Here is a 19,210-nt window from a genome sequence, read left to right as displayed (position 1 = left end):
GAAAGCTTGCCGTGGCATGTTGCCGCACCCGCCGCCCGTCTCAGGCCACCTCGCGCGTTTCGTCCGGAACCGGGAGCCCCGCACCCCTCGCCTTGCGCCGCTGGATGGCCAGGAAGAGGGCCTCGTGCGTGGCGGGCGAGGGCAGGTCCACGTCGCCGCCCGGCGCTCCGAAGGCGGCCACCGCGTCGCGCAGCGCCTCCCGCACGGACAGGGCCAGCATCAGCGGCGGCTCGCCCACGGCCTTGCTGCCGTGGATGGTGCCCTTCTGCTCGGCCCGCTCCATCAAGGCCACGCGCAGGTCGATGGGCGCGTCGCTGAACGCGGGCACCGCGTAGGTGCTGGCGGAGTGCGTGAGCAGCCGCCCGTTCGCGTCCCACTTCAGCTCCTCGCCGGTGAGCCACCCCATGCCCTGCACGAAGGCGCCCTCCACCTGACCCCGGTCCAGGCCGGGGTTGAGTGAATCCCCCACGTCCTCCAGCAGGTCCGAGCGCAGCACGCGCTTCATGCCCGTGTCGCCGTCCACCTCCACCTCGCTCACCGCCGCGCCATAGGCGAAGTAGAGGAACGGCTTGCCCCGGCCCAGGGTCCGGTCGTAGCCGATGCCCGGCGTGCGGTAGTAGCCCGTGACGGACAGGCCCACGCGGTCGCGATAGGCCTCCTCCACCACGGTCCCGAAGGGCAGCCCCTGGTCCGGCCGCGACGCCGCCGAGATGCGCCCGTCCTCGAACACCAGCGCGTCCGGAGACACTGCCTGCCCGTGCAACTGCACCAGCATGCGCGCGGCCACCGGAGCCAGCCGCTCGCGCACCTGGATGCACGCCTCGCGCACCGCCGCGCCGTTGAGGTCGGAGCCGCTGGAGGCCGCCGTCGCGGACGTGTTGGGCACCTTGTCCGTCGCCGTGTGCGCCACGCGCACCAGGTCCGCGGGCAGGCCCAGTTCGCGCATGGCCACGCCCTGGATCTTGGTGTGCAACCCCTGGCCCATCTCCGTGCCGCCGTGCGACAGCAATACGGAGCCGTCGCGGTACACGTGCACCAGCGCGCCCGCCTGGTTGAGGAAGGTGGCGGTGAAGGAGATGCCGAACTTCATCGGCGTGATGGCCAGTCCGCGCTTGATGCGGGGGCTGGACGCGTTGAAGGCCTCCAGCTCCGCGCGGCGCTTCGCGAAGTCGGACGACTCCATCAGGTCGTTCCACAGCTTCGGCAGCCGGTTGTCCTCCAGCTCCTGGCCGTAGTGCGTGGTGTTGGTGTCGCCCACGCCGTCGTAGAGGTTGCGCTGGCGCACGGCCTCCGGGGCCAGGCCCAGGGCGGCCGCGATGCGCGCCAGGATGTCCTCCATCACCAGCATGCCCTGCGGACCGCCGAAGCCCCGGAATGCCGTGTTGGAGACCAGGTGCGTCTTCGCCACGCGGCCGGTGTAGCGCACCGACGGCACGTAGTAGCCGTTGTCCAGGTGGAAGAGGGCCCGGTCGGTGATGGACTCGGACAGGTCCAGGGACCAGCCGCCGTTGGACGTGAGGTCCGCCTTGAGCGCGAGCAGCCGGCCCGTGGCGTCGAAGCCCACCTCCCAGGCCGCGTGGAACGGATGGCGCTTGCCCGTGACGACCATGTCCACGTCGCGGTCCAGCATCCACTTCACCGGCCGGCCCGTGTGCACCGCCGCCAGCGCCACCAGCGCCGCGGGCGCGTTTCCTTGAGTCTCCTTGCCGCCGAAGCCGCCGCCCATGCGCGGCGCCTTCACCACCACGCGGCTGCGCGGCATGTGCAGCACGTGCGAGATGATGGCCTGCACCTCCGACGGGTGCTGCGTGGAGGACGTCACCGTGACGTCGCCGTCGTCGCCCACCTCCGCGAAGGCCGCGTGCGTCTCCAGGTAGAAGTGCTCCTGGCCGCCCATCGTCAGCTCTCCGGCCAGCCGGTTCGGGCTGGAGGCGAGCGCGCTGTCCACGTCGCCCCGGCGGATGATGTGCGGGTCGGTGTGGAAGCTGCCTTGCTTCAGGGCCTCGGTCAGCGTGAGCACGGCGGGCAGGGGCTCGTAGTCCACCACCACCTGGCGCGCGCCCTCGCGGCAGGCCTCGGGCGTCTCGCCGACGACGAGCGCCACCACCTGCGCGTGGAAGAGCACCTCGTCCTTCGCGAGCAGCGGCTCATCATGGCGGATGGGTCCCGTGTCGTTCATGCCCGGGATGTCCTCCGCGAGCAGCACCTTCACCACGCCGGGCACCTTCAACGCGGCGCTGGCGTCGCGGCGGAGGATGCGCGCGTGCGCGTGCGGCGACAGCACCGGCCACACCGTCAGCATGGGCTGGCGCTGCGCGAGGTCATCCACGTACTGCGCGCTGCCCGTCACGTGGCCCAGCGCGCTCTCATGGCGCAGCTCGCGGCCCGCGTCCGCGGTGGCGACAGGAGCGCCCGGGGCGAAGCGGGGGCGTCCGTCCAGCGCGGCGCTGCGCTCGCCGGACGCGAACTTCTCCAGCAGGGACACCACCAGCCCGCGCCGGTACTCCGCGCTGCCACGCAGGTCCGTGAGGGGCGTGAACTCGCGCTCCAGCGTGGCGCGCACGCGGGCCACGGCCTCCGCGTTCCACGGGTGGCCCATGAGCTGGGCCTCCGTCTGCTTCGCCCGCGCCGGGGTGGCCGCGACGCCGCCGTAGCCCAGCCGCGCGGTGCGCACGAGGCCCAGCGCGTCCGTCTCGATGCAGAAGCCCGCCGCGACGATGCTGATGTCCAGCTCGCGGCGCTTGGACACCTTGAAGCTGTCCGAGTGCCGGGTCAGCCCGCTGTCCTTCGCCGGGGCGTGGGGAATGACGACGAAGCGGACCACCTCGTCCGGCTGGAGCGCCGTCTTGCGGTAGGCGAGGAAGAAGTCCGACAGCGCCACCGTCCGCTCGCCGCGCACGGACGCGAGCACCAGCCGGGCGTCCAGCGCGAGCAGCACCGGCGCCGTGTCCCCGATGGGCGAGGCCGTCACCAGGTTGCCCGCGAGCGTGGCGCGGTGGCGGATCTGCCGCGAGGCGAAGACGTTGAGCATCTTCGCCAGCTCCGGCACCTCGTGGCCCAGCGCGTCCTCCACATCCACCAGCGACGCGGCGCCGCCCACGTACCAGCCGTCCTCCTCGCGGCGGATGGCGCGCAGGGCCTCCACGCCTTCCGTCGAGATGAGGAACGGGTAGCGGCGGGACTTCTTGGTGATGTCCACGCCCAGCTCGGTGGCGCCGGCCACGAGCATCGCCTCCGGGTGCAGGGCTCGCAGCGCGAGCAGGTCCTCCCACGTGGTGGGGCGCAGGAACAGGCCGTCGCGCGCTTCGTAGCGCAGGGGCGGGGTGGGGGAGGGCGGCCCCTCCAGCGAGACGCCGGGAAGCCCGGGGCCCGCGCCCTTCGCGTCGCGGGTGGCGAGCGCGTCCACCATCGCGTCTCGGATGGGGCGGTAGCCGGTACAGCGGCAGATGTTGCCGCAGAGCTGATCCGCGATGGCCTCCGGAGAGCCCGCGTCCTTGCGACAGTACGCCTCCACCATGGAGACGACGAAGCCCGGCGTGCAGAAGCCGCACTGCGAGCCGTAGTGCTTCACCATGGCCTGCTGCACGGGGTGGGGCGCGGCGCGGCTGCCCACGCCCTCCACGGTGACGAGCTCGCGCCCGGCCACCATGGGCAACAGCGCGATGCAGCTGTTGAACGCGCGCAGCGTCTTCTGGCCGCTCACGTCCCGGTCCACCATGGCCACGGTGCACGCGCCGCAGTCGCCTTCGGCACAGCCCTGCTTCGTGCCCGTCAGTCCACGCGCGCGCAGGTAATCCAGCAGGGTGGTGTTGGGCGACGCGTCGTCGACCTGGACCGTCTGGCCGTTGAGCCGGAATTCGAAGGGGGTGCTCATTCCCCCGAGGATAGCAGGGGCGCGGGCGCTGGCTGAGCGCCTGCTTCCTGGGCCAGTCCGTGATGGAGCTGGAGCAGCCCGGCGGCGATGCTCACGGCCACCTCTTGCGGTGACTTTCCCCCGGTGGGCAGCCCCATGGGACACTGGACGCGGCCCACCTGCCGGGCGGGCATCCCCTTCGCATCCAGCCTCTGCCGGAAGCGGGCCCACTTCGTGTCACTGCCGATGAGCCCGATGTAACGGGCCGGCTTCTGGATGGCGAAGGCGATGATGTCCTGATCCACGTCGTGCCGGTGCGTCATCACCGCCACGTAGGTGCGCTGCTCGTCCCAGACCGCGCGCGACGCGAACTCGTCCCACGCCTCCTCGTGGCGCACCACGCCAGCGGGCACCTGCGGGGACTGGACCCACTCGGCGCGCTCATCCACCAGGTGCACGCGAAAGGGGGTTCCCTCCAGGATGCGGCACAGCGCCTGTCCCACGTGGCCGGCTCCGAAGAGGTACAGCTGGGGCCCGTGGTTGACGGGCTCGACGAAGACGTCCACGACTCCTCCACAGCACTGGCCCAGCTTCGCGCCCAGCGGATAGCGGAACGTGCGCGCCTCGCCCCTGGCCAGACACGCGCGGGCGTCCTGAAGGACCAACTGCTCCAGGTGGCCTCCGCCGATGGTGCCGTGGAAGGTGCCGTCCGCGCGCACCAGCAGCTTCGCGCCGGGGGGCGCGGGCGTGCTGCCCTTGCACTCCGTCACCGTCACGACGGCGAACGGCGTGTCCTCGCGTGCCCACTCCGCCAGCTGGTGAACCCAGTTCCACATGCCGCCGGTGAGTCTGCCACGGCCGCCATCCCCGTGGCGCTCCTCCGGACGCCTGCCGTGGGGACGAGGAGGCCAGCGCTCGTTGCCGGGCCGGTGAGGCGCACCACCTTTGCGCCAGTCGATTCCCGTTCACCGGAACCAAGGAGATGACGTCATGGCCAATACCGACATCGAGACGCTGAACTCCTTCCTGCGCGGTGAGCTCTCCGCCGTGGAGACCTACCGGCAGGCGAGCAAGCACATCAAGAGCGACCTGGCTCGCACGGAGGTGGACGCCTGCCTCCATGACCACGAGGCCCGCGTCGACGCCATCAAGGAGCGCATCGAGAAGCTGGGCGGCAATCCGGCGGAGAGCTCCGGCGTCTGGGGCGTGTTCGCCAAGGTGGTCCAGGGCGGAGCTGACCTGCTGGGGGAGAAGGCCGCCATCGACGCCCTGGAGCAGGGCGAGGACCACGGCCTGGCGGACTACAACCGCGACGTGGGCAAGCTCCACGGCGAGGCCCGCAGTTTCGCGCGTCAGCAGCTGCTGCCGGCCCAGAAGCAGACGCATGACCGGCTCAGCCGCTTGAAGCACAACCCGACCCTGCACTGAGCGTAGGGGTTGCGCAGTGCCGGACATCCCGAGGTGCCCATCCCGGCTGCGGGGATGGGCGCCTTGTGGTGCATCGCACGTCCCCGCATCCAGGCCTGGAGGCTTTCAGGGGGCGTGCGATATTCGGAAGGAGGGGACTTCCACCGGCGAACGAGGGCGAAGAAGCACATGGCGCGCGAGCACACGGTGCCGGGGCCGCACGGGCCCGGGACCGTCACCGACAGCGAGGACGCGAGGACACCGGCTTCCCGCTTGCCCGACGTGCGCGCCGAAGTCGAGGGGACGCCCTCCGTCCCCTCTCCGACGACCGCCGACACCAGCTACGCCGCGGGCGCCCTGGGCACCGGCATCGAGGTGCTCTTCACCACCTCCGAGCGCGCCCTGCAGTGGGCCTGGCGCGTGCTCCAACTCGCGCGCGGCGTGGTGGAGGCCACGCCCCGGGGCGACGCGTTCATCCGCGAGGCCCGCGCGTCCGTGGTGGACTTCCTGGACCACATCCCGCCCCACGTGCGCCGCAGCGTCGAGGAGGTGCTCGTCTTCTGCAACCTGTGGCAGGCCGTGGGCGTGCGCCTGCGCCGCCGGGGCGGCTTCCCCGCGGGGGACGACGCGGCCTGGCGCCAGCTCTGCGAGGACGTGGAGTTGCTCCAGCGCGCCGCCCAGGCCCGGCTGGGCACCGCCGCCGCGCTGGAGCAGGGGCTGCTCAAGGACCTGGGCCACCTGCGCGCGCTGGCCCTGTCCTGCGGCGACAGCGCCAACGAAGTCACCGTGGGCATGGAGGTGTTCACCCGCTGCATCGCGGAGCTGATGGCCGTGGCCAGCGCCGTGCGCCGCGCCTGGGAGGCCGCCGCCCATGAGCTGGCCGAGTCCGCCGCGTGGCTGCGCGCGGGAGACCCGGCCTTCAGCGCGTGGCTGGCGGAGCACCTGGTCGCCGCCGAGCCCGCGTGGGAGCGCACCCAGAAGGTCGCTCGCTGGCTTCACGACGTGGGCGCCTTCGCGGGCCAGCCCTGAAGCGCGGCCCTCTCAAGGCTCGATGAGGATGCGGTGCCGGTGCAGCTCCAGGAGGATGTCTGGATCCAGGTCCGCCTGCTTGTGGTCGCGCAGGTGCTGGCGGACGGCCTCCACGGGCTTCTGGCCGGTGAACTCCACCAGCAGCGAGTAGGCCTCACCCGGCAGCGCCACCGCGTCGTATTCGCTGTAGAAGCCCAGCGCGACGCTGCCGTCCGGCAGCCACTTCACCGTCGCGTCCGGGTTGAAGCGCAGCACGCGCGGCAGCGTGGGGGCGGAGGCCTGGGTGTACAGCTTCTCCAGCACCTTCTGTTCGATGGTGCCGTCCAGGCCCAGCATCCGCTCCAGCCCGTCCCGGGACACGGCGCGCACGGCGTCGTAGCAGGCGCGGTAGAAGTCCTTCTCCATCCCGGCGTACCCCTTCCAGAGCGCGGCGTACACCTTCGCCGGGGGCGCCGCGTCGTCCAGGTCCTCCACGGACAGCGGGCCGGTGGCCACCTCCGCCTTGTCGCGGCCGTCCAGGAAGAACTCCGGCATCAGCTGGAGCAGCGCGTGGCGCGACAGCTGGAACTCCGCCAGCGTCAGGTACGTCTTGAGCGACATCCAGAAGCGCTGGCCGTCCCGGCCCGCCACGTACTTGCAGAAGAACGTGGAGCAGACGGACTCGCGGTACGCCCAGATGGTGCAGCCGCCGGACTCCAGCGCGTAGTACGGGCAGCGCAGCGACGACGCGCGGCCGAAGAACTGGTGCGCGTTCTTGTACAGGTGGTTGAACTTCGCGGGCGGCTTCACCCACTGCGGGCTCACGCCGATGCGGCTGTCGATTTTCGCCTCGATGCGCCGGCGCCCCTCCGCCATCTGCGGTGAGTCATCCGACAGGAGCGCGCCCACGAGGTAGTTGGGCAGCCGCGGCTGGTACGTGCAGCACTTGGTGTCCGGCCGGAACAGGTGCTCCGCCCCGTCCACGGACTCCACCGTGGCCTGCGCGGAGGCGCGGCTCATGGCGCAGTTGGAGCAGGTGGCCTTCTCTTCCGTGGGCGCGTCCTTGCGGAAGAAGGCCGGCAGGAGGTCCTGGTAGAGGGCGGGCAGCGTCGAGAGGATGGAAGACATGAAGGCAGGGTGTCAGGAGGACCGGTCGGCCCACTCCAGGTGATAGGTGGCGGAATCGGGCGAGTGGCGGGTGCGGTGCAGGGTGAAGCCCTGGACTCCCACGCGCAACATCCCTTCTTCCAGCACGCCGTCCACGAAGCCCTCCAGGGCCTCCGGTTCGTTGAACCAGAGGTCCGCCTGGGCGGGGCCCAGCACGGTGAGGCGCGTCTCCGTGTAGTTGTTGCCGCTGCGGAAGTTGTGCTGCATGCGCTCCAGCGAGCGCATGGGCCCCACCACGCGGGCCAGCGTGAGGACCGCGCCGCCCACCAGCGTCTGCGCGTAGCCCTCCACCATCCGCCGGCCCATCAGGCGCCGGCCCTGCTCCACCGGCTGGTCGGGGTGGAGCGTGCGGGCCGTGTCCTCCAGGCAGTCCACCCAGACGGCCAGGGGGTACGCGGCGAGCAGTGGGGCGTGCAGGTTCAACCCCCGCGCGCGCAGCCGGTCCACCAGCTCGGGCGTCAGGGAGGGGGCCAGCACCTTGCGGTACAGGCTGTCCACGCTGCTGCTGAAGATGACGCGCTCGTCCCTCATGGCCCTTCTGTCCTTGCCGGGACCTGAACAGGCCCCGGGCGCGCATTCTTCGCCCAGGGCCCGGGAGGAGGCCAGCCCCCTGGCGCCCCCCCTCACAGCGGGTACGCGGTGAGGGGGGAAGCGCCCGGTGCGTCACCAGGCCACGGAGAGGCTCACGCCGCTGTAGGCGGTGAAGCCCCGGAGCAGGAGGTACTGCCGGCCGGCGATGGGCCGCGCCACCAGGTTGCACGTCTCGTTGTTGCCCGTCAGGTAGGGACGGCAATCGTAAATCTGGGTCGTGGGCGCGAAGTCGAAGCGCGTGTAGAGGTCCACGTCCCCGGTGCCGCCGGAGATGCTCACCGTGGAGGGCGTGTTCGCCGGCACGTCGAAGCAGTAGTACTTCTGCGACGAGGCGTTGCCGGAGATGAGGGACACCGTGGTGTTGTTGGGCAGCGGAACACAGGAGGGCGACGTCGTGACGCCCACGCCCACTGCGCTCCACGCCGCATCCACCGCGTCCTGGACGGCGGTGTTGTAGCCCAGGCTCTGCGCCGCCACCCGCGTCGCCAATCTGGCCGCGTAGAGGCTGGTGCTGCGGGTGAAGAGGTTCATGTTGGCGTACCAGAAGATGTGGGCCGCGGCCTCCACGCCGATGGCAGGCACGTTCACCAGCGTCTTTCCTCGCGGGTGCACGCCGCCGGTGGCCATCAGCTTGAACGCCAGGTTGGCCACCCCGGAGCCGTGGTGCACGTCCGTGCCGCTGTTCAGGTCCGGGGCGTAGTCCACGGAGTAGCCATCCGCCGCCGGGTCGTTCATGTAGCGCAGGGCATCCCCGGACGTGCCAGGGGTCCAGGCCGTCTCCGCGATGTGCCACACGGACGTCGCGGTGCTCCAGGTGCCCGAGGCCCAGCTGCCGCAGGTGGCGGCGTAGATGTCCGACAGTGACTCGCTGAGCGCTCCGGACTCGCCGCTGTAGATGAGGTCGGACGTGGTCTCGGTGACGCCGTGCATGAACTCGTGCACGACGATGTCCGGGTCCTCGCACGGCTGCCCCAGCTGGGGCAGGCTTCCGTCACCGCAGACCAGCTTCGTGCCGTCGAAGTACGCGTTCGCGTAGCTGGTGCCGTAGTGCACCTGCGCCAGCAGCGGGCCGCCCATGCCGTTATACGAGTCGCGGCCGAAGTTCGCCTGGAAGCAGTCGTAGAAGAGGCCCAGGTTGTCGTACGTCCTGTCGATGGTCGTGTCGCCAGTGGCCACCTGGCCTTCAACCCGGCACGTGCCGTTGTTGGAGCCGCCCACGGAGCACACCGTGCGGTTGCGCGCGGCGTGGATCTCCGGCGCGCGCAGCACCTCCTGGCCGTCCGCCGCGCTCACGTAGACGCGGTCGCGCAGGGGCATTCCGTCCGCGTCCTGTCCGGACACCACCACCTCGAAGGCGCGGACCAGGGACGCCTCGGGGGTCGGCCGGACGAAGACCTCGCGAGGGGCTCCCGCGCTGCTGCCCGCCGGGGACGCCGCCAGCGCAGCCTCGCTCGCGGCCTCTGGCGCGATGCGAGCGGGGGCCGGCAGGGGTTCGCCGTCACGCGCGGTGCCGTTCACTGCGTACACCTGACCCCGCGCATCCAGGTGGACGATGAGCTCCTCGTTCACCACCGGGAGCCCGTCCTTGGTCTGCGCGTAGCGCAGGTGCGTCTTGCCCAGCTCGTCCCGCTGGATGCGCTGGGGCACCAGGTCCTTCGCCGTCAGCCGGAAGGCGGGCAGCACGCGCAGCAGGGTGGGCTCCAGGAGCGCGTGCGCCTGCCGGGCGCTGGCACCGGAGATGGGCCGGCCCGTCGTGCCCAGCGCGCCCAGGATGAACTGGGGCGCGCCGTCCGCGTGCACGCCCCGCACCTCCGCGCCGGGCAGCGCTCCCAGGGCCGACTTCAGGTCGACCAGGCGGGTTTCAGAAGGAGCGGAAGGCGCCTCGGCCTGGGGATCTCCCGCACCACATGCGGACAGCGTGAACGTCAGGCCGGCGAGGAGCCAGCGGTTCTTTCGCGTCATGACATGCCCCCAGTGTGACGAAACGAGTCTGTAAAGCCTCGCGAGCAAAGCATGGAGCACTGACTGATATGTGAATTCCTGGATGACTGGGAGTGTTGGAAAGGAGGCTGAGGCCGGAGGAGCGCCCACGTCGGCGGTGGTTCACCCACCTGGGTGCTGTGCGGGCGTCCTGGCACGAACTCCGGACGTTGTGACGCGAGGCGCGGTGATAAGGACGGCCCCGCTGTTACCTCCCGTCACCCGTTCGCAAGGACCTTCATGCTCACGCTGCGCGGGGCTCCGGCCCTCTCCGAATTCAGGCTCGCCAAGCTGCTCGTCCGTTGCCGGGAGCAGGTGCCGTCGGTGGCCACCCTCTACTCGGAGTTCGTGCACTTCGCGGACACGTCGGCGGCGCTGACTCAGGACGAGGCGGAGCGGCTGGGGCGCCTCCTGGAGTATGGTCCCCACACGGCGAAGCGCGAGCGCACGGGCACGCTGCTCCTGGTGGTGCCGCGTCCGGGCACGGTGTCGCCCTGGGCCTCCAAGGCTACGGACATCGCGCACCACTGTGGCCTCACGCAGGTGCGCCGCATGGAGCGCGGCATCGCGTTCTTCCTCACCGGCCCCGGTGGCCGGCCGCTGGACGCGAATGAGGCGGAGGGCGTGCAGGCAGTGCTGCACGACCGGATGACGCAGGCGGTGCTGCCCCGGCTGGAGGACGCGGAGGTGCTGTTCCGCACGGACTCGCCCCGGCCGCTCACGCGCGTGGACGTGCTGGGCGGAGGCCGCGCGGCGCTGGCGAAGGCCAACGGCGAGCTGGGCCTGGCGCTGGCGGAGGACGAAATCGACTACCTGGTGGCGCGCTTCACGGAGCTCCAGCGCAACCCCACCGACGTGGAGTTGATGATGTTCGCGCAGGCGAACAGCGAGCACTGCCGCCACAAAATCTTCAACGCGTCGTGGACGGTGGATGGCGAGCCGCGCGAGCGTTCGCTGTTCCAGGCCATCAAGAACACCTACGCCCAGAGCCCGAGCGGCGTGCTGTCCGCGTACAAGGACAACGCCGCCGTCATCGAGGGCTTCGAGGTGGAGCGCTTCTTCCCCCAGGGCGAAGGGCGCGAGTGGGGCACCGTGCGCGAGCCGGCCCACATCATGATGAAGGTGGAGACGCACAACCATCCCACCGCCATCTCGCCGTACCCGGGCGCGGCCACGGGCGCGGGCGGTGAAATCCGCGACGAGGGCGCCACCGGGCGCGGCGCGAAGCCCAAGGCGGGGCTCACCGGCTTCTCCGTCAGCCACCTGCGCCTGCCGGACTACGCGCGGCCGTGGGAGGCGCCCTACGGCAAGCCGGACCGCATCGTGTCCGCGCTGGACATCATGGTGGACGGCCCGCTGGGCGGCGCCGCGTTCAACAACGAGTTCGGCCGGCCCAACCTCACCGGCTACTTCCGCAGCTTCGAGCAGCACGTGCCCACGCCGGAGGGCGTGGAGGTGCGCGGCTACCACAAGCCCATCATGCTGGCGGGCGGCCTGGGCAATATCCGCGCGGGCCACGTGAAGAAGGCCCTGCTGCGCGCGGGCGACAAGCTCATCGTGCTGGGCGGCCCGGCGATGCTCATCGGTCTGGGCGGCGGTGCGGCGTCCTCCATGGCGCAGGGCGCGAGCGCGGCGGACCTCGATTTCGCCTCCGTGCAGCGGGACAACGCGGAGATGGAGCGCCGCTGCCAGGAGGTCATCGACCAGTGCTGGATGCTGGGCGACCAGAACCCCCTGCGCTCCATCCACGACGTGGGCGCGGGCGGCCTGTCCAACGCGCTGCCGGAGCTGGCGCACGACAACGACCTGGGCGGCCGGCTGGAGCTGCGGGAAGTGCCCAACGACGAGCCGGGCATGTCCCCGGTGGAAATCTGGTGCAACGAGGCGCAGGAGCGCTACGTGCTGGGCGTGGCGCCAGAGGACCTGGCGCGCTTCGCCGCGCTGTGCGAGCGCGAGCGCGCCCCCTTCGCCGTGCTGGGCGAAGCCACGGCGGAGCAGGTGCTCACGCTCACGGACCGCGAGCTGGGGGACACGCCCATCGCGCTGCCCATGGACGTCCTCTTCGGCAAGGCGCCGCGCATGCACCGCGAGTTCGCGTCGCGCCCCCTGAGGCACGCTCCGCTGAGCATCCCGTCCGATTTGAAGGCCGCGGCGCACGCGGTGCTGTCGCACCCGACGGTGGCGGACAAGTCGTTCCTCATCACCATTGGCGACCGCTCCGTGGGCGGACACACCGCGCGTGACCAGATGGTGGGGCCGTGGCAGGTGCCGGTGGCGGACTGCGCGGTGACGCTGTCGTCGCTGATGTCCAACACGGGCGAGGCGATGGCGCTCGGCGAGCGCACGCCGGTGGCGCTGGTGGACGCGGCGGCCTCCGCGCGCATGGCGGTGGGCGAGGCGCTCACCAACCTGGCGGCGGCGCGCATCGAGAAGCTGTCGGACGTGAAGCTCTCCGCGAACTGGATGGCGGCGGCGGGCAGCCCCGGCGAGGACGCGAACCTCTACGCCGCCGTGCACGCGGTGGGCATGGAGCTGTGCCCCGCGCTGGGCATCGCCATCCCGGTGGGCAAGGACTCCATGTCCATGCGCACGCAGTGGCAGGAGGACGGCCAGAAGAAGGCGGTGACGGCGCCCTTGTCGCTCATCATCACCGCGTTCGCTCCGGTGCTGGACGCGCGCGTCACGCTGACGCCGCAGCCGGTGGACGTGGCAGGGGACACTCGCCTGTTGCTGCTGGACGTGGCGAAGGGCCGGCAGCGGCTGGGCGCGTCCGTGCTGGCGCAGGTGCACCAGCAGGTGGGCCCGGAGTGCCCGGACGTGGATGACGCGGCGGCCCTGAAGGGCTTCTTCTCCGCGGTGCAGGAGCTCCATGCGGCGGGCGTGCTGCTCGCGTACCACGACCGTTCCGACGGCGGTCTCTGGGCCACGCTCGCGGAGATGGCCTTCGCGGGCCACTGCGGCCTGGACGTGGACCTGGCCCCGCTGGGTGGCGACGCGGTGGCGGCCCTCTTCAACGAGGAACTGGGCGCGGTGGTGCAGGCGCGCGCGTCCGACGTGGCGCGCGTGCGTGATGCCTTCACCCGCCACGGCCTGGGCGCGCACGTCCATGAGCTGGGGCGCCCCACGTCCCAGCAGGTGGTGCGCGTGCGGCACGGCGGCGGGGAGCTGCTCGCGGAGGAGACGGTGGCTCTCAAGCGCACCTGGTCCCGCGTGAGCTACGAAATCCAGAAGCTGCGCGACAACCCCACCTGCGCGGAGGAGGAATACGCCGCGAAGTGCGACGCGCAGGACCCGGGCCTGTCGCCGGTGCTCACGTTCGACCCGGTCGTGGACGTGGCGGCGGCGTACATCGCCAAGGGGGCCCGGCCGCGCGTGGCGGTGCTGCGAGAGCAGGGCGTCAACAGCCAGCAGGAGATGGCGGCGGCGTTCACCCGGGCGGGCTTCGCCGCGGTGGACGTGCACATGAGCGACCTGCTGTCGGGCCGCGTGTCGCTGAAGGACTTCCACGGCGTGATGGCGTGCGGCGGCTTCAGCTACGGCGACGTGCTGGGCGCGGGCGGCGGGTGGGCCAAATCCATCCTCTTCAACCCGCGCACGCGCGACGCCTTCTCGGAGTTCTTCGCGCGGCCGGACAGCTTCGGTCTGGGCGCGTGCAACGGCTGCCAGATGTTCGCGCAGCTGAGAGAACTCATCCCCGGCGCGGAAGGCTGGCCACGCTTCGTGCGCAACGCGTCCGAGCAGTTCGAGGCCCGCCTGGGCACTGTTGAAATCGCGCCGTCGCCGTCGCTCTTCTACAAGGGCATGGAGGGCAGCCGGATGCTCATCGTCGTGTCGCACGGTGAGGGGCGGGCGGAGTTCGCCAACGCGGAGGCCGCCGCGCGCTTCAACGCCTCCAACCTGGTGACGACGCGCTGGGTGGACAACCGGGGCCAGGTGGCGGCGAAGTACCCGGCCAACCCCAATGGCTCGCCGCACGGCATCGCGGGCGTCACCACGAAGGACGGGCGCTTCACCATCACCATGCCGCACCCGGAGCGGGTGCACCGCACCGTGCAGCACTCCTGGCACCCGGCGGAGTGGGGCGAGGACGGCCCCTGGATGCGCATGTTCCGCAACGCCCGCGTCACCCTGGGCTGACGCGTCCGCGGGACGGGGCCTTCCTCGCCGCTACGGGAGGAAGGCCGCCTTCACCGCGTCCAGCAGCGGGTTGGCGCCGGTCTCCGCGTCCGTGCAGCCCTGGTTGAGCGTCCAGATGATGGTGCCGCCGTAGCCCTCCTGCCTCACGAAGGCGCCCTTGGCTGCGATGGCTTGCGGGCTGTCGTAGGAGATCCACGTCACCGTGCCGTCCTCCACGAGCTTGTCCGGGGCGAACGTCACGTAACTGGCCTGGGCCTTCTCGTCCCACTGGTACTTCCCCTGCTTCGAAAAGCGGAGGATCTTCTTGTAGGTGAACGAGTTGTCCCCGCCCACGTAGTCGGACCAGTTCGTGAAGGGCTGATAGGGCCCGGTGATGTGGCGCCACGCGAGGCCATAGAAGGGGATGCCGATGCCCAGCTTCGCCTTGGGGATGCCGGCCTTCACCCACAGGTCCAGACTGGACGCGATGGACGTGGGATGCAGGCCCTGTTCGCCCTTCAGCGCGGACGTGTGCCAGGACTTCCAGCCGTCCCACGCGCCAATCATCTCGTAGGACATCAGGTTCATCTGGTCGAAGTACGTCGCCAGCTCCGCGAACCAGGGGTCTGCGTCAGTGGGGAAGTTGGTGTTGATCCAGTGGAGGGGGAAGGTGAGAAGCATCTTCGGCCGCGCCTCGCGCAGGGCCTTCACCAGGGCCAGCAGCTTCGGCCGGTCCTCCTTCTCCACGGGCTCCCAGTCCAGATCCAGCCCGTCGTAGCCGAAGTCGTCCATCGCCTTCAGCAGCGAGCGGACGAACTTCGCGCGGTTCGCGTCGGACGCGGCGCCCACCCAGCCGTCGTGCTCACCGGATCCGCCCACCATGATGAGCGCCTTGCGGCCCGCCGCATGCGCGCGCTTCGACAGCGTGCGGGCGATCTCCGGCCCCCGGTCGTTGTCGAACTTCGTGCTCAGTGTGCCGTCCGCCTTCGGAGTGACGCGGCCCACGAGGATGTGCGTGAGCGCGCTGAAGTCCACCTTCTCCGGCGGATAGTCATCCGCGTTCCAGCCCGTGTAGTAGCCCGACACCCACTTGCCACCCTGGCCCGGCGGACCCTTCACGGCTGGGGATGCACTCACCACCACGCTGGCCTGGGCGACCTGGCTCGGGTCCGCCTTGCTCCGGACCATCACCCGGTACGTGCCCGGCTTGCGAGGCGCGGTGTAGACGCCAGCGGCGCTGATGGAGCCCCGTTCGTTTCCAGGCTCCACGCTCCATGCCATCTCCGTGTCCGGGCTGTTCGTCACGGTGGCACGGAAGGCGTGCGTGGCGCCCGGAGCCAGGAAGACCGCGGGCGTCTCGAGCGTGAGGGTCACTGGCCGGAGGCCCTGCTCGATGCGGATGTCGTCGAAGGAGAGGGGCGGCAGTGTCTTGCCGCTGTCCTCCTGGAGCCACAGGCCCGTGATGCGCGTGCGGCCTTCAGGCAGCAGCTTCGCCAGGGGCACGCGGCAGGTCGTCCACTTCCGGGCCGGGATGGCGCCGCCCTCGCAAGTGGGGCCCAGCGGCACGCCCACGGGTTGCTCGGAGCCGATGACGACGCGCGCGCGCACCGCCGCGTTCGCGCCATCCTTCCCTCCGTTCACCTTCAGCACCAGCGTGTCATCCGGTGACACATCGAAGCCCGGATGGCCGAAGTACAGCGCCTCCCATGGCCCCATCGTCACGGTGATGGCGTGGTTGCCCGAGGCCCCTGCCACGGTGGTGTTCATCGCGTGCGCCCCGGCCCACGTCAGGTCCTCCCAGGGCGAGGCCAATCGGTCCTGATAGAGCCACGTCACCAGGGGCTGCGTGGGAGACGCTGCTTTCGGAGGGGGAGCCCCCTGGGAAACACCGCCCAGCAGGAGCGCGGTCAGCAGCACCCGGAGTCCAGCCGGAGGTCGTCGCATGGTCTCCCATCCTCGCAGAGGGAGGGGAGGCGCGTCCTGCATCGAGGCACCGGCCAGGCCGCCATGAGTTCGTCAAAGAGTCCCGCGACCCGAAGTTTTCCGTGAGCTCTCGATCCCAACGGAGCGCCGCGATGGGCCGCGATGTCATGAATTCGCGGACGCCAAGGTTGACGCACCGACTGAAGCCTCTGCCCGGGGCCGGTTCCCTCAAAACCTGTCCGACTGTCGGACCGGTTTCCGCCGCACGAGTCCCCAGGCAGAGCCGACCCGGCAGGTGACGAGGACGGTTTGCTTGTCCGACAGTCGGACGGATTTCGCCGCATGGGCCCGAGGCCGAGCCGACCCGACAGGGGCGCGACGATATGCGTGAGCGAACACCAAGGTAGGGCACGGACAGAGGCGCCCGCCCGGGACCGGCTGCCTCAAAACCTGTCCGACAGTCGGACAGGTTTTCGCCCCATGCGGCCCGGGGGCGCGCTGGCCCGGCAATCGACGCAGAGGGTGGGCCCGCGCGTCCATGTCAGACCCCTGTGGTTGGATGGCGATGCTGGGACGAGGAAGGGGATGGGGATGGAACGGCGAGGACTCGTGGCCTATGTGGAGGCGCAAATCGAGCGCGACATCGCGCTGGGGCGGCTGCACCCGAGCGGGCAATTCGGCTCCGAAGCGAAGCTGGCGCGCCGCTATGAGGTGTGCCGGGGCACCATCCGCGAGGCGCTGCGGCGGCTGGCGGCGCGAGGCCTGGTGGTGCAGCGCCCCGGACGCAAGACGCGCGCGGTGCCGCTGGATGAGTCGCTGACGCTGGAGAACCTGGGGCTGGCGCTGCATGACGCGAGCAACCCGGATGCCCGGTGGCTGCTGGAGGGCTACTTCAGCCTCAAGCGGCAGGTGCTGGTGGAGCTGCTGGCCGACTGCTGCGCGAGGGCCTCGGACCTCGACTTGGACCGGCTGGGGAGCACGTGCTACCAGCTCCAGGACGCGGCGCGCTGGGAGTCGGGGGAAGTCTGCGCGTGGGCGGAATTCGAGTTGCTGCGGCATGCGGCGCGGGTGGCGGCGCGTCCGGGGCACGTGCTCCTCGTTCAGTCCCTGCAGCGGGCCTTCCTGGGAGGAGCCGCCCAACTGCTGCCGCTCATGGGCGGAGAGGCGCTGCGTGAGTGGGCCTTCCGCGCGATGGCGATTCTGAACGAGCGCGACGTGCAGGCCCTTCAGCATGAGCTGCCAGCGCTGCTGAAGGCTCGCGATGAGCGCGTGCTGAATGCCTTCGCCCCCGCGCCCCAGTCACCTGCGTCCCCCGAGGCCCCACGCGCCCACGAGGTTGCACCAGTCACTCATCAGGACGACGCTTTGGGGACACACCTCGGCATCGAGGAGGGTGACGTCGGTCGGCCTGGGCCAGCCATCGCGCAGGACGAGATGCTGGAGGCACAACCCGGCATCGCGGAGGGGGACGTCGGTTGCTTTACGTCAGCCACCGAGCAAGACGATGCGCCGGAGGCATGTCCCTGCTTTGAAGAGGGCGGACCTGGCCGCCTGACGTCATCCGTTGAGCAGGACGATGCACTTGAGGCACGCCTCCTCGTGGATGCGCGTGGCCCCGGTTGCTGTGTCGCTCCAACCGCCGAGGCTCTTGGGGTTGTACCTCGCCCCGATGGAGAGTCCTTCCCCTTGAGCCAGACAGTGGGGCGCTGTTGCCTCCAGCCGTCCCCGTGTTCGTGCCCTGTGGTCAGAGGGGAAAGTGCGTCAGTAGGAATGTGATGGACGCGGTCTTGGGAAGCCTGCCCGACTGTCGAACAGGTTTTGTCGCCGTGTCCCAGGAAGGGGCCCCAGCAATCCGAGGCTCCACCCACCGGCTTCTTCGGACTCATCCGCGTGGCGGTTCGCAAGGTGGACGAGCCGCTTCGTGGACTCCAGGGCTCATTGGGGCCGGTGGGCTGCTCGCCTCTGGGGCTCCATGGTTCGTTCACTGGGACCAGATGCTTCGTGAGCGATGACAGCCCATCGCGTCCGCTGTCTCCTGAAGTTCGCGCATGCCATTTCCTGAGATGGCATGCGGAGGTACCGACGAACTTCTGGCGACCTGATCAGGCCCGGACCAGCTCGATGGGGCTTCCTTCGGGGACGTGCTTCATCGCCACGGAGTTCATGCAGTAGCGCAGCCCCGTGGGCGGCGGGCCGTCCGGGAACACGTGACCCAGGTGGCCGTCGCAGCGCGCGCAGCGGACCTCGGTGCGAATCATTCCGTGCGACACGTCGCGGATCTCCGTGACGGAGTCCTCTGACAGCGTCTGGGTGAAGGACGGCCAGCCCGTGCCGGACTCGAACTTCGTCCCGGCCTTGAACAGCGGGTTGTTGCAGCCCGCGCACACGTAGGTGCCCGGCGTCTTGGTGCCGAGGAAACAGCCGCTCCCCGGGTACTCGGTGCCGTGCTGCCGCAGCACCTGGAATTCCTCGGGGGTGAGGCGCTTGCGCCATTCTTCGTTGGAAAGATTGAGCTTGTCCGCCATGGGTCCTCCTCCACGTTTCGGGCCTGGAGCCCGGAGCACGGCCTTGGATGCACCGTGGGCCTTTGCGTCGCACCCTATACCAGGCAGGCAGCAGGGCGGCCGGCCGCCTTGTTCTCTACCGCACGGCACGGCAGGCCCTGCGGACCAGGGCTTGGAGCACCGTGCTTCGGTTGTACTCCTCCCGGACGCGGTGCGCGCCACGAGGAGGCCTGCTGATGCGGATTTCAGAGCTGATGCACAGAGACGTGAAGACCATCGACGCGAATGAATGCCTGCGCTCCGCCGCCGAGCGGTTGGACAGCGCCAGCCTGGGCGCGCTGCCCGTCACGGAGCACGGCCAGGTGGTGGGCCTGCTCACCGACTCGGAGCTCTCCTTGTGCTCCACCGTCCACGGGCACGACCCCGACGTCACCACCGTGCGGGAGGCGATGACGGCGCCGCTCGTTACCTGCTCGGAGGACGAGCCGCTGGAGGCCGGCGAGCGGCTGATGGAGGAGCATCACCTGAACCGGCTGGTGGTCGTGGACGCGGACCACCACGCGGTGGGGCTCCTCCGCCTGGACGACGTCGCCTCCGAGTCCCTCACGCTGCTGCGGCCTGGCGAGCCGCTGGAATACTTGAGCCTCTACTCCTGACCACA

General features: G+C 70.5%; 12 protein-coding genes. 5 read left to right on the top strand and 7 right to left on the bottom strand.

Annotated features, from left to right (window positions below; translation table 11 throughout):
• Positions 1-40 precede the first annotated feature (40 nt).
• Entirely contained in the window at positions 41-3,874 is a 3,834-nt protein-coding gene (xdhB, locus tag GTZ93_RS25100; RefSeq protein ID WP_161663037.1) for a xanthine dehydrogenase molybdopterin binding subunit, read from the bottom strand.
• Positions 3,871-4,689: a xanthine dehydrogenase accessory protein XdhC gene (gene xdhC / locus GTZ93_RS25095; protein WP_139920221.1), complete on the bottom strand. Its 819-nt coding sequence runs from the start codon at positions 4,687-4,689 to the stop codon at positions 3,871-3,873. The genes xdhB and xdhC overlap by 4 nt, the downstream gene beginning before the upstream one ends.
• A 154-nt stretch (positions 4,690-4,843) precedes the next feature.
• Here xdhC and GTZ93_RS25090 point away from each other — a divergent pair, with 154 nt between their 5' ends.
• Together GTZ93_RS25090 and GTZ93_RS25085 are read left to right on the top strand one after the other, a co-directional pair.
• A complete protein-coding gene (locus GTZ93_RS25090; protein WP_120575678.1) occupies positions 4,844-5,281 on the top strand; it encodes a DUF2383 domain-containing protein in 438 nt (145 codons plus the stop codon).
• A gap of 168 nt (positions 5,282-5,449) precedes the next feature.
• Positions 5,450-6,289 carry a hypothetical protein gene (locus tag GTZ93_RS25085; protein ID WP_139920220.1) on the top strand — a complete coding sequence of 280 codons (840 nt, stop codon included), beginning with the start codon at positions 5,450-5,452 and terminating at the stop codon, positions 6,287-6,289.
• Between the two features lie 12 nt (positions 6,290-6,301).
• Here the strand turns inward: GTZ93_RS25085 and GTZ93_RS25080 are convergent, their stop codons facing one another.
• The 3 genes from GTZ93_RS25080 to GTZ93_RS25070 form a co-directional block, all read right to left on the bottom strand.
• The gene (locus GTZ93_RS25080; RefSeq protein WP_121754004.1) at positions 6,302-7,396 is read right to left on the bottom strand and encodes a hypothetical protein; all 1,095 of its coding nucleotides are present in this window, start codon (positions 7,394-7,396) and stop codon (positions 6,302-6,304) included.
• A gap of 12 nt (positions 7,397-7,408) precedes the next feature.
• Positions 7,409-7,966 carry a DUF2378 family protein gene (locus GTZ93_RS25075; protein ID WP_120575681.1) on the bottom strand — a complete coding sequence of 186 codons (558 nt, stop codon included), beginning with the start codon at positions 7,964-7,966 and terminating at the stop codon, positions 7,409-7,411.
• A 132-nt stretch (positions 7,967-8,098) separates the two neighbouring features.
• A complete protein-coding gene (locus GTZ93_RS25070) occupies positions 8,099-9,988 on the bottom strand; it encodes a M4 family metallopeptidase (RefSeq protein ID WP_139920218.1) in 1,890 nt (629 codons plus the stop codon).
• A gap of 258 nt (positions 9,989-10,246) precedes the next feature.
• On the opposite strand from GTZ93_RS25070, the gene purL reads away from it, so the two are divergent.
• Positions 10,247-14,143 carry a phosphoribosylformylglycinamidine synthase gene (gene purL / locus GTZ93_RS25065; RefSeq protein WP_139920216.1) on the top strand — a complete coding sequence of 1,299 codons (3,897 nt, stop codon included), beginning with the start codon at positions 10,247-10,249 and terminating at the stop codon, positions 14,141-14,143.
• 30 nt (positions 14,144-14,173) lie between these two features.
• On the opposite strand, the gene GTZ93_RS25060 is transcribed toward purL, so the two are convergent.
• Positions 14,174-16,066: a glycoside hydrolase family 18 protein gene (locus tag GTZ93_RS25060; protein ID WP_139920214.1), complete on the bottom strand. Its 1,893-nt coding sequence runs from the start codon at positions 16,064-16,066 to the stop codon at positions 14,174-14,176.
• A gap of 564 nt (positions 16,067-16,630) precedes the next feature.
• Between GTZ93_RS25060 and GTZ93_RS25055 the strand changes: the two genes are divergently transcribed.
• Positions 16,631-17,821, top strand: coding sequence for a FadR/GntR family transcriptional regulator (locus GTZ93_RS25055; protein ID WP_161663036.1), 1,191 nt, complete (start codon positions 16,631-16,633; stop codon positions 17,819-17,821).
• A 326-nt stretch (positions 17,822-18,147) separates the two neighbouring features.
• On the opposite strand, the gene msrB is transcribed toward GTZ93_RS25055, so the two are convergent.
• Positions 18,148-18,570: a peptide-methionine (R)-S-oxide reductase MsrB gene (msrB, locus tag GTZ93_RS25050; RefSeq protein WP_120581381.1), complete on the bottom strand. Its 423-nt coding sequence runs from the start codon at positions 18,568-18,570 to the stop codon at positions 18,148-18,150.
• Positions 18,571-18,785: 215 nt separating this feature from the next.
• On the opposite strand from msrB, the gene GTZ93_RS25045 reads away from it, so the two are divergent.
• On the top strand, positions 18,786-19,205 hold the full coding sequence (locus GTZ93_RS25045; RefSeq protein WP_120581382.1) for a CBS domain-containing protein: 420 nt from the start codon (positions 18,786-18,788) through the stop codon (positions 19,203-19,205).
• The last annotated feature ends 5 nt before the right edge of the window (positions 19,206-19,210 follow it).

Origin of the sequence: Corallococcus exiguus, assembly GCF_009909105.1 — a bacterium.
Taxonomy (GTDB): domain Bacteria; phylum Myxococcota; class Myxococcia; order Myxococcales; family Myxococcaceae; genus Corallococcus; species Corallococcus exiguus.
The sequence above is the reverse complement of the archived record's forward strand: the minus strand, read 5'-3'. Positions and strand labels throughout refer to the sequence as shown.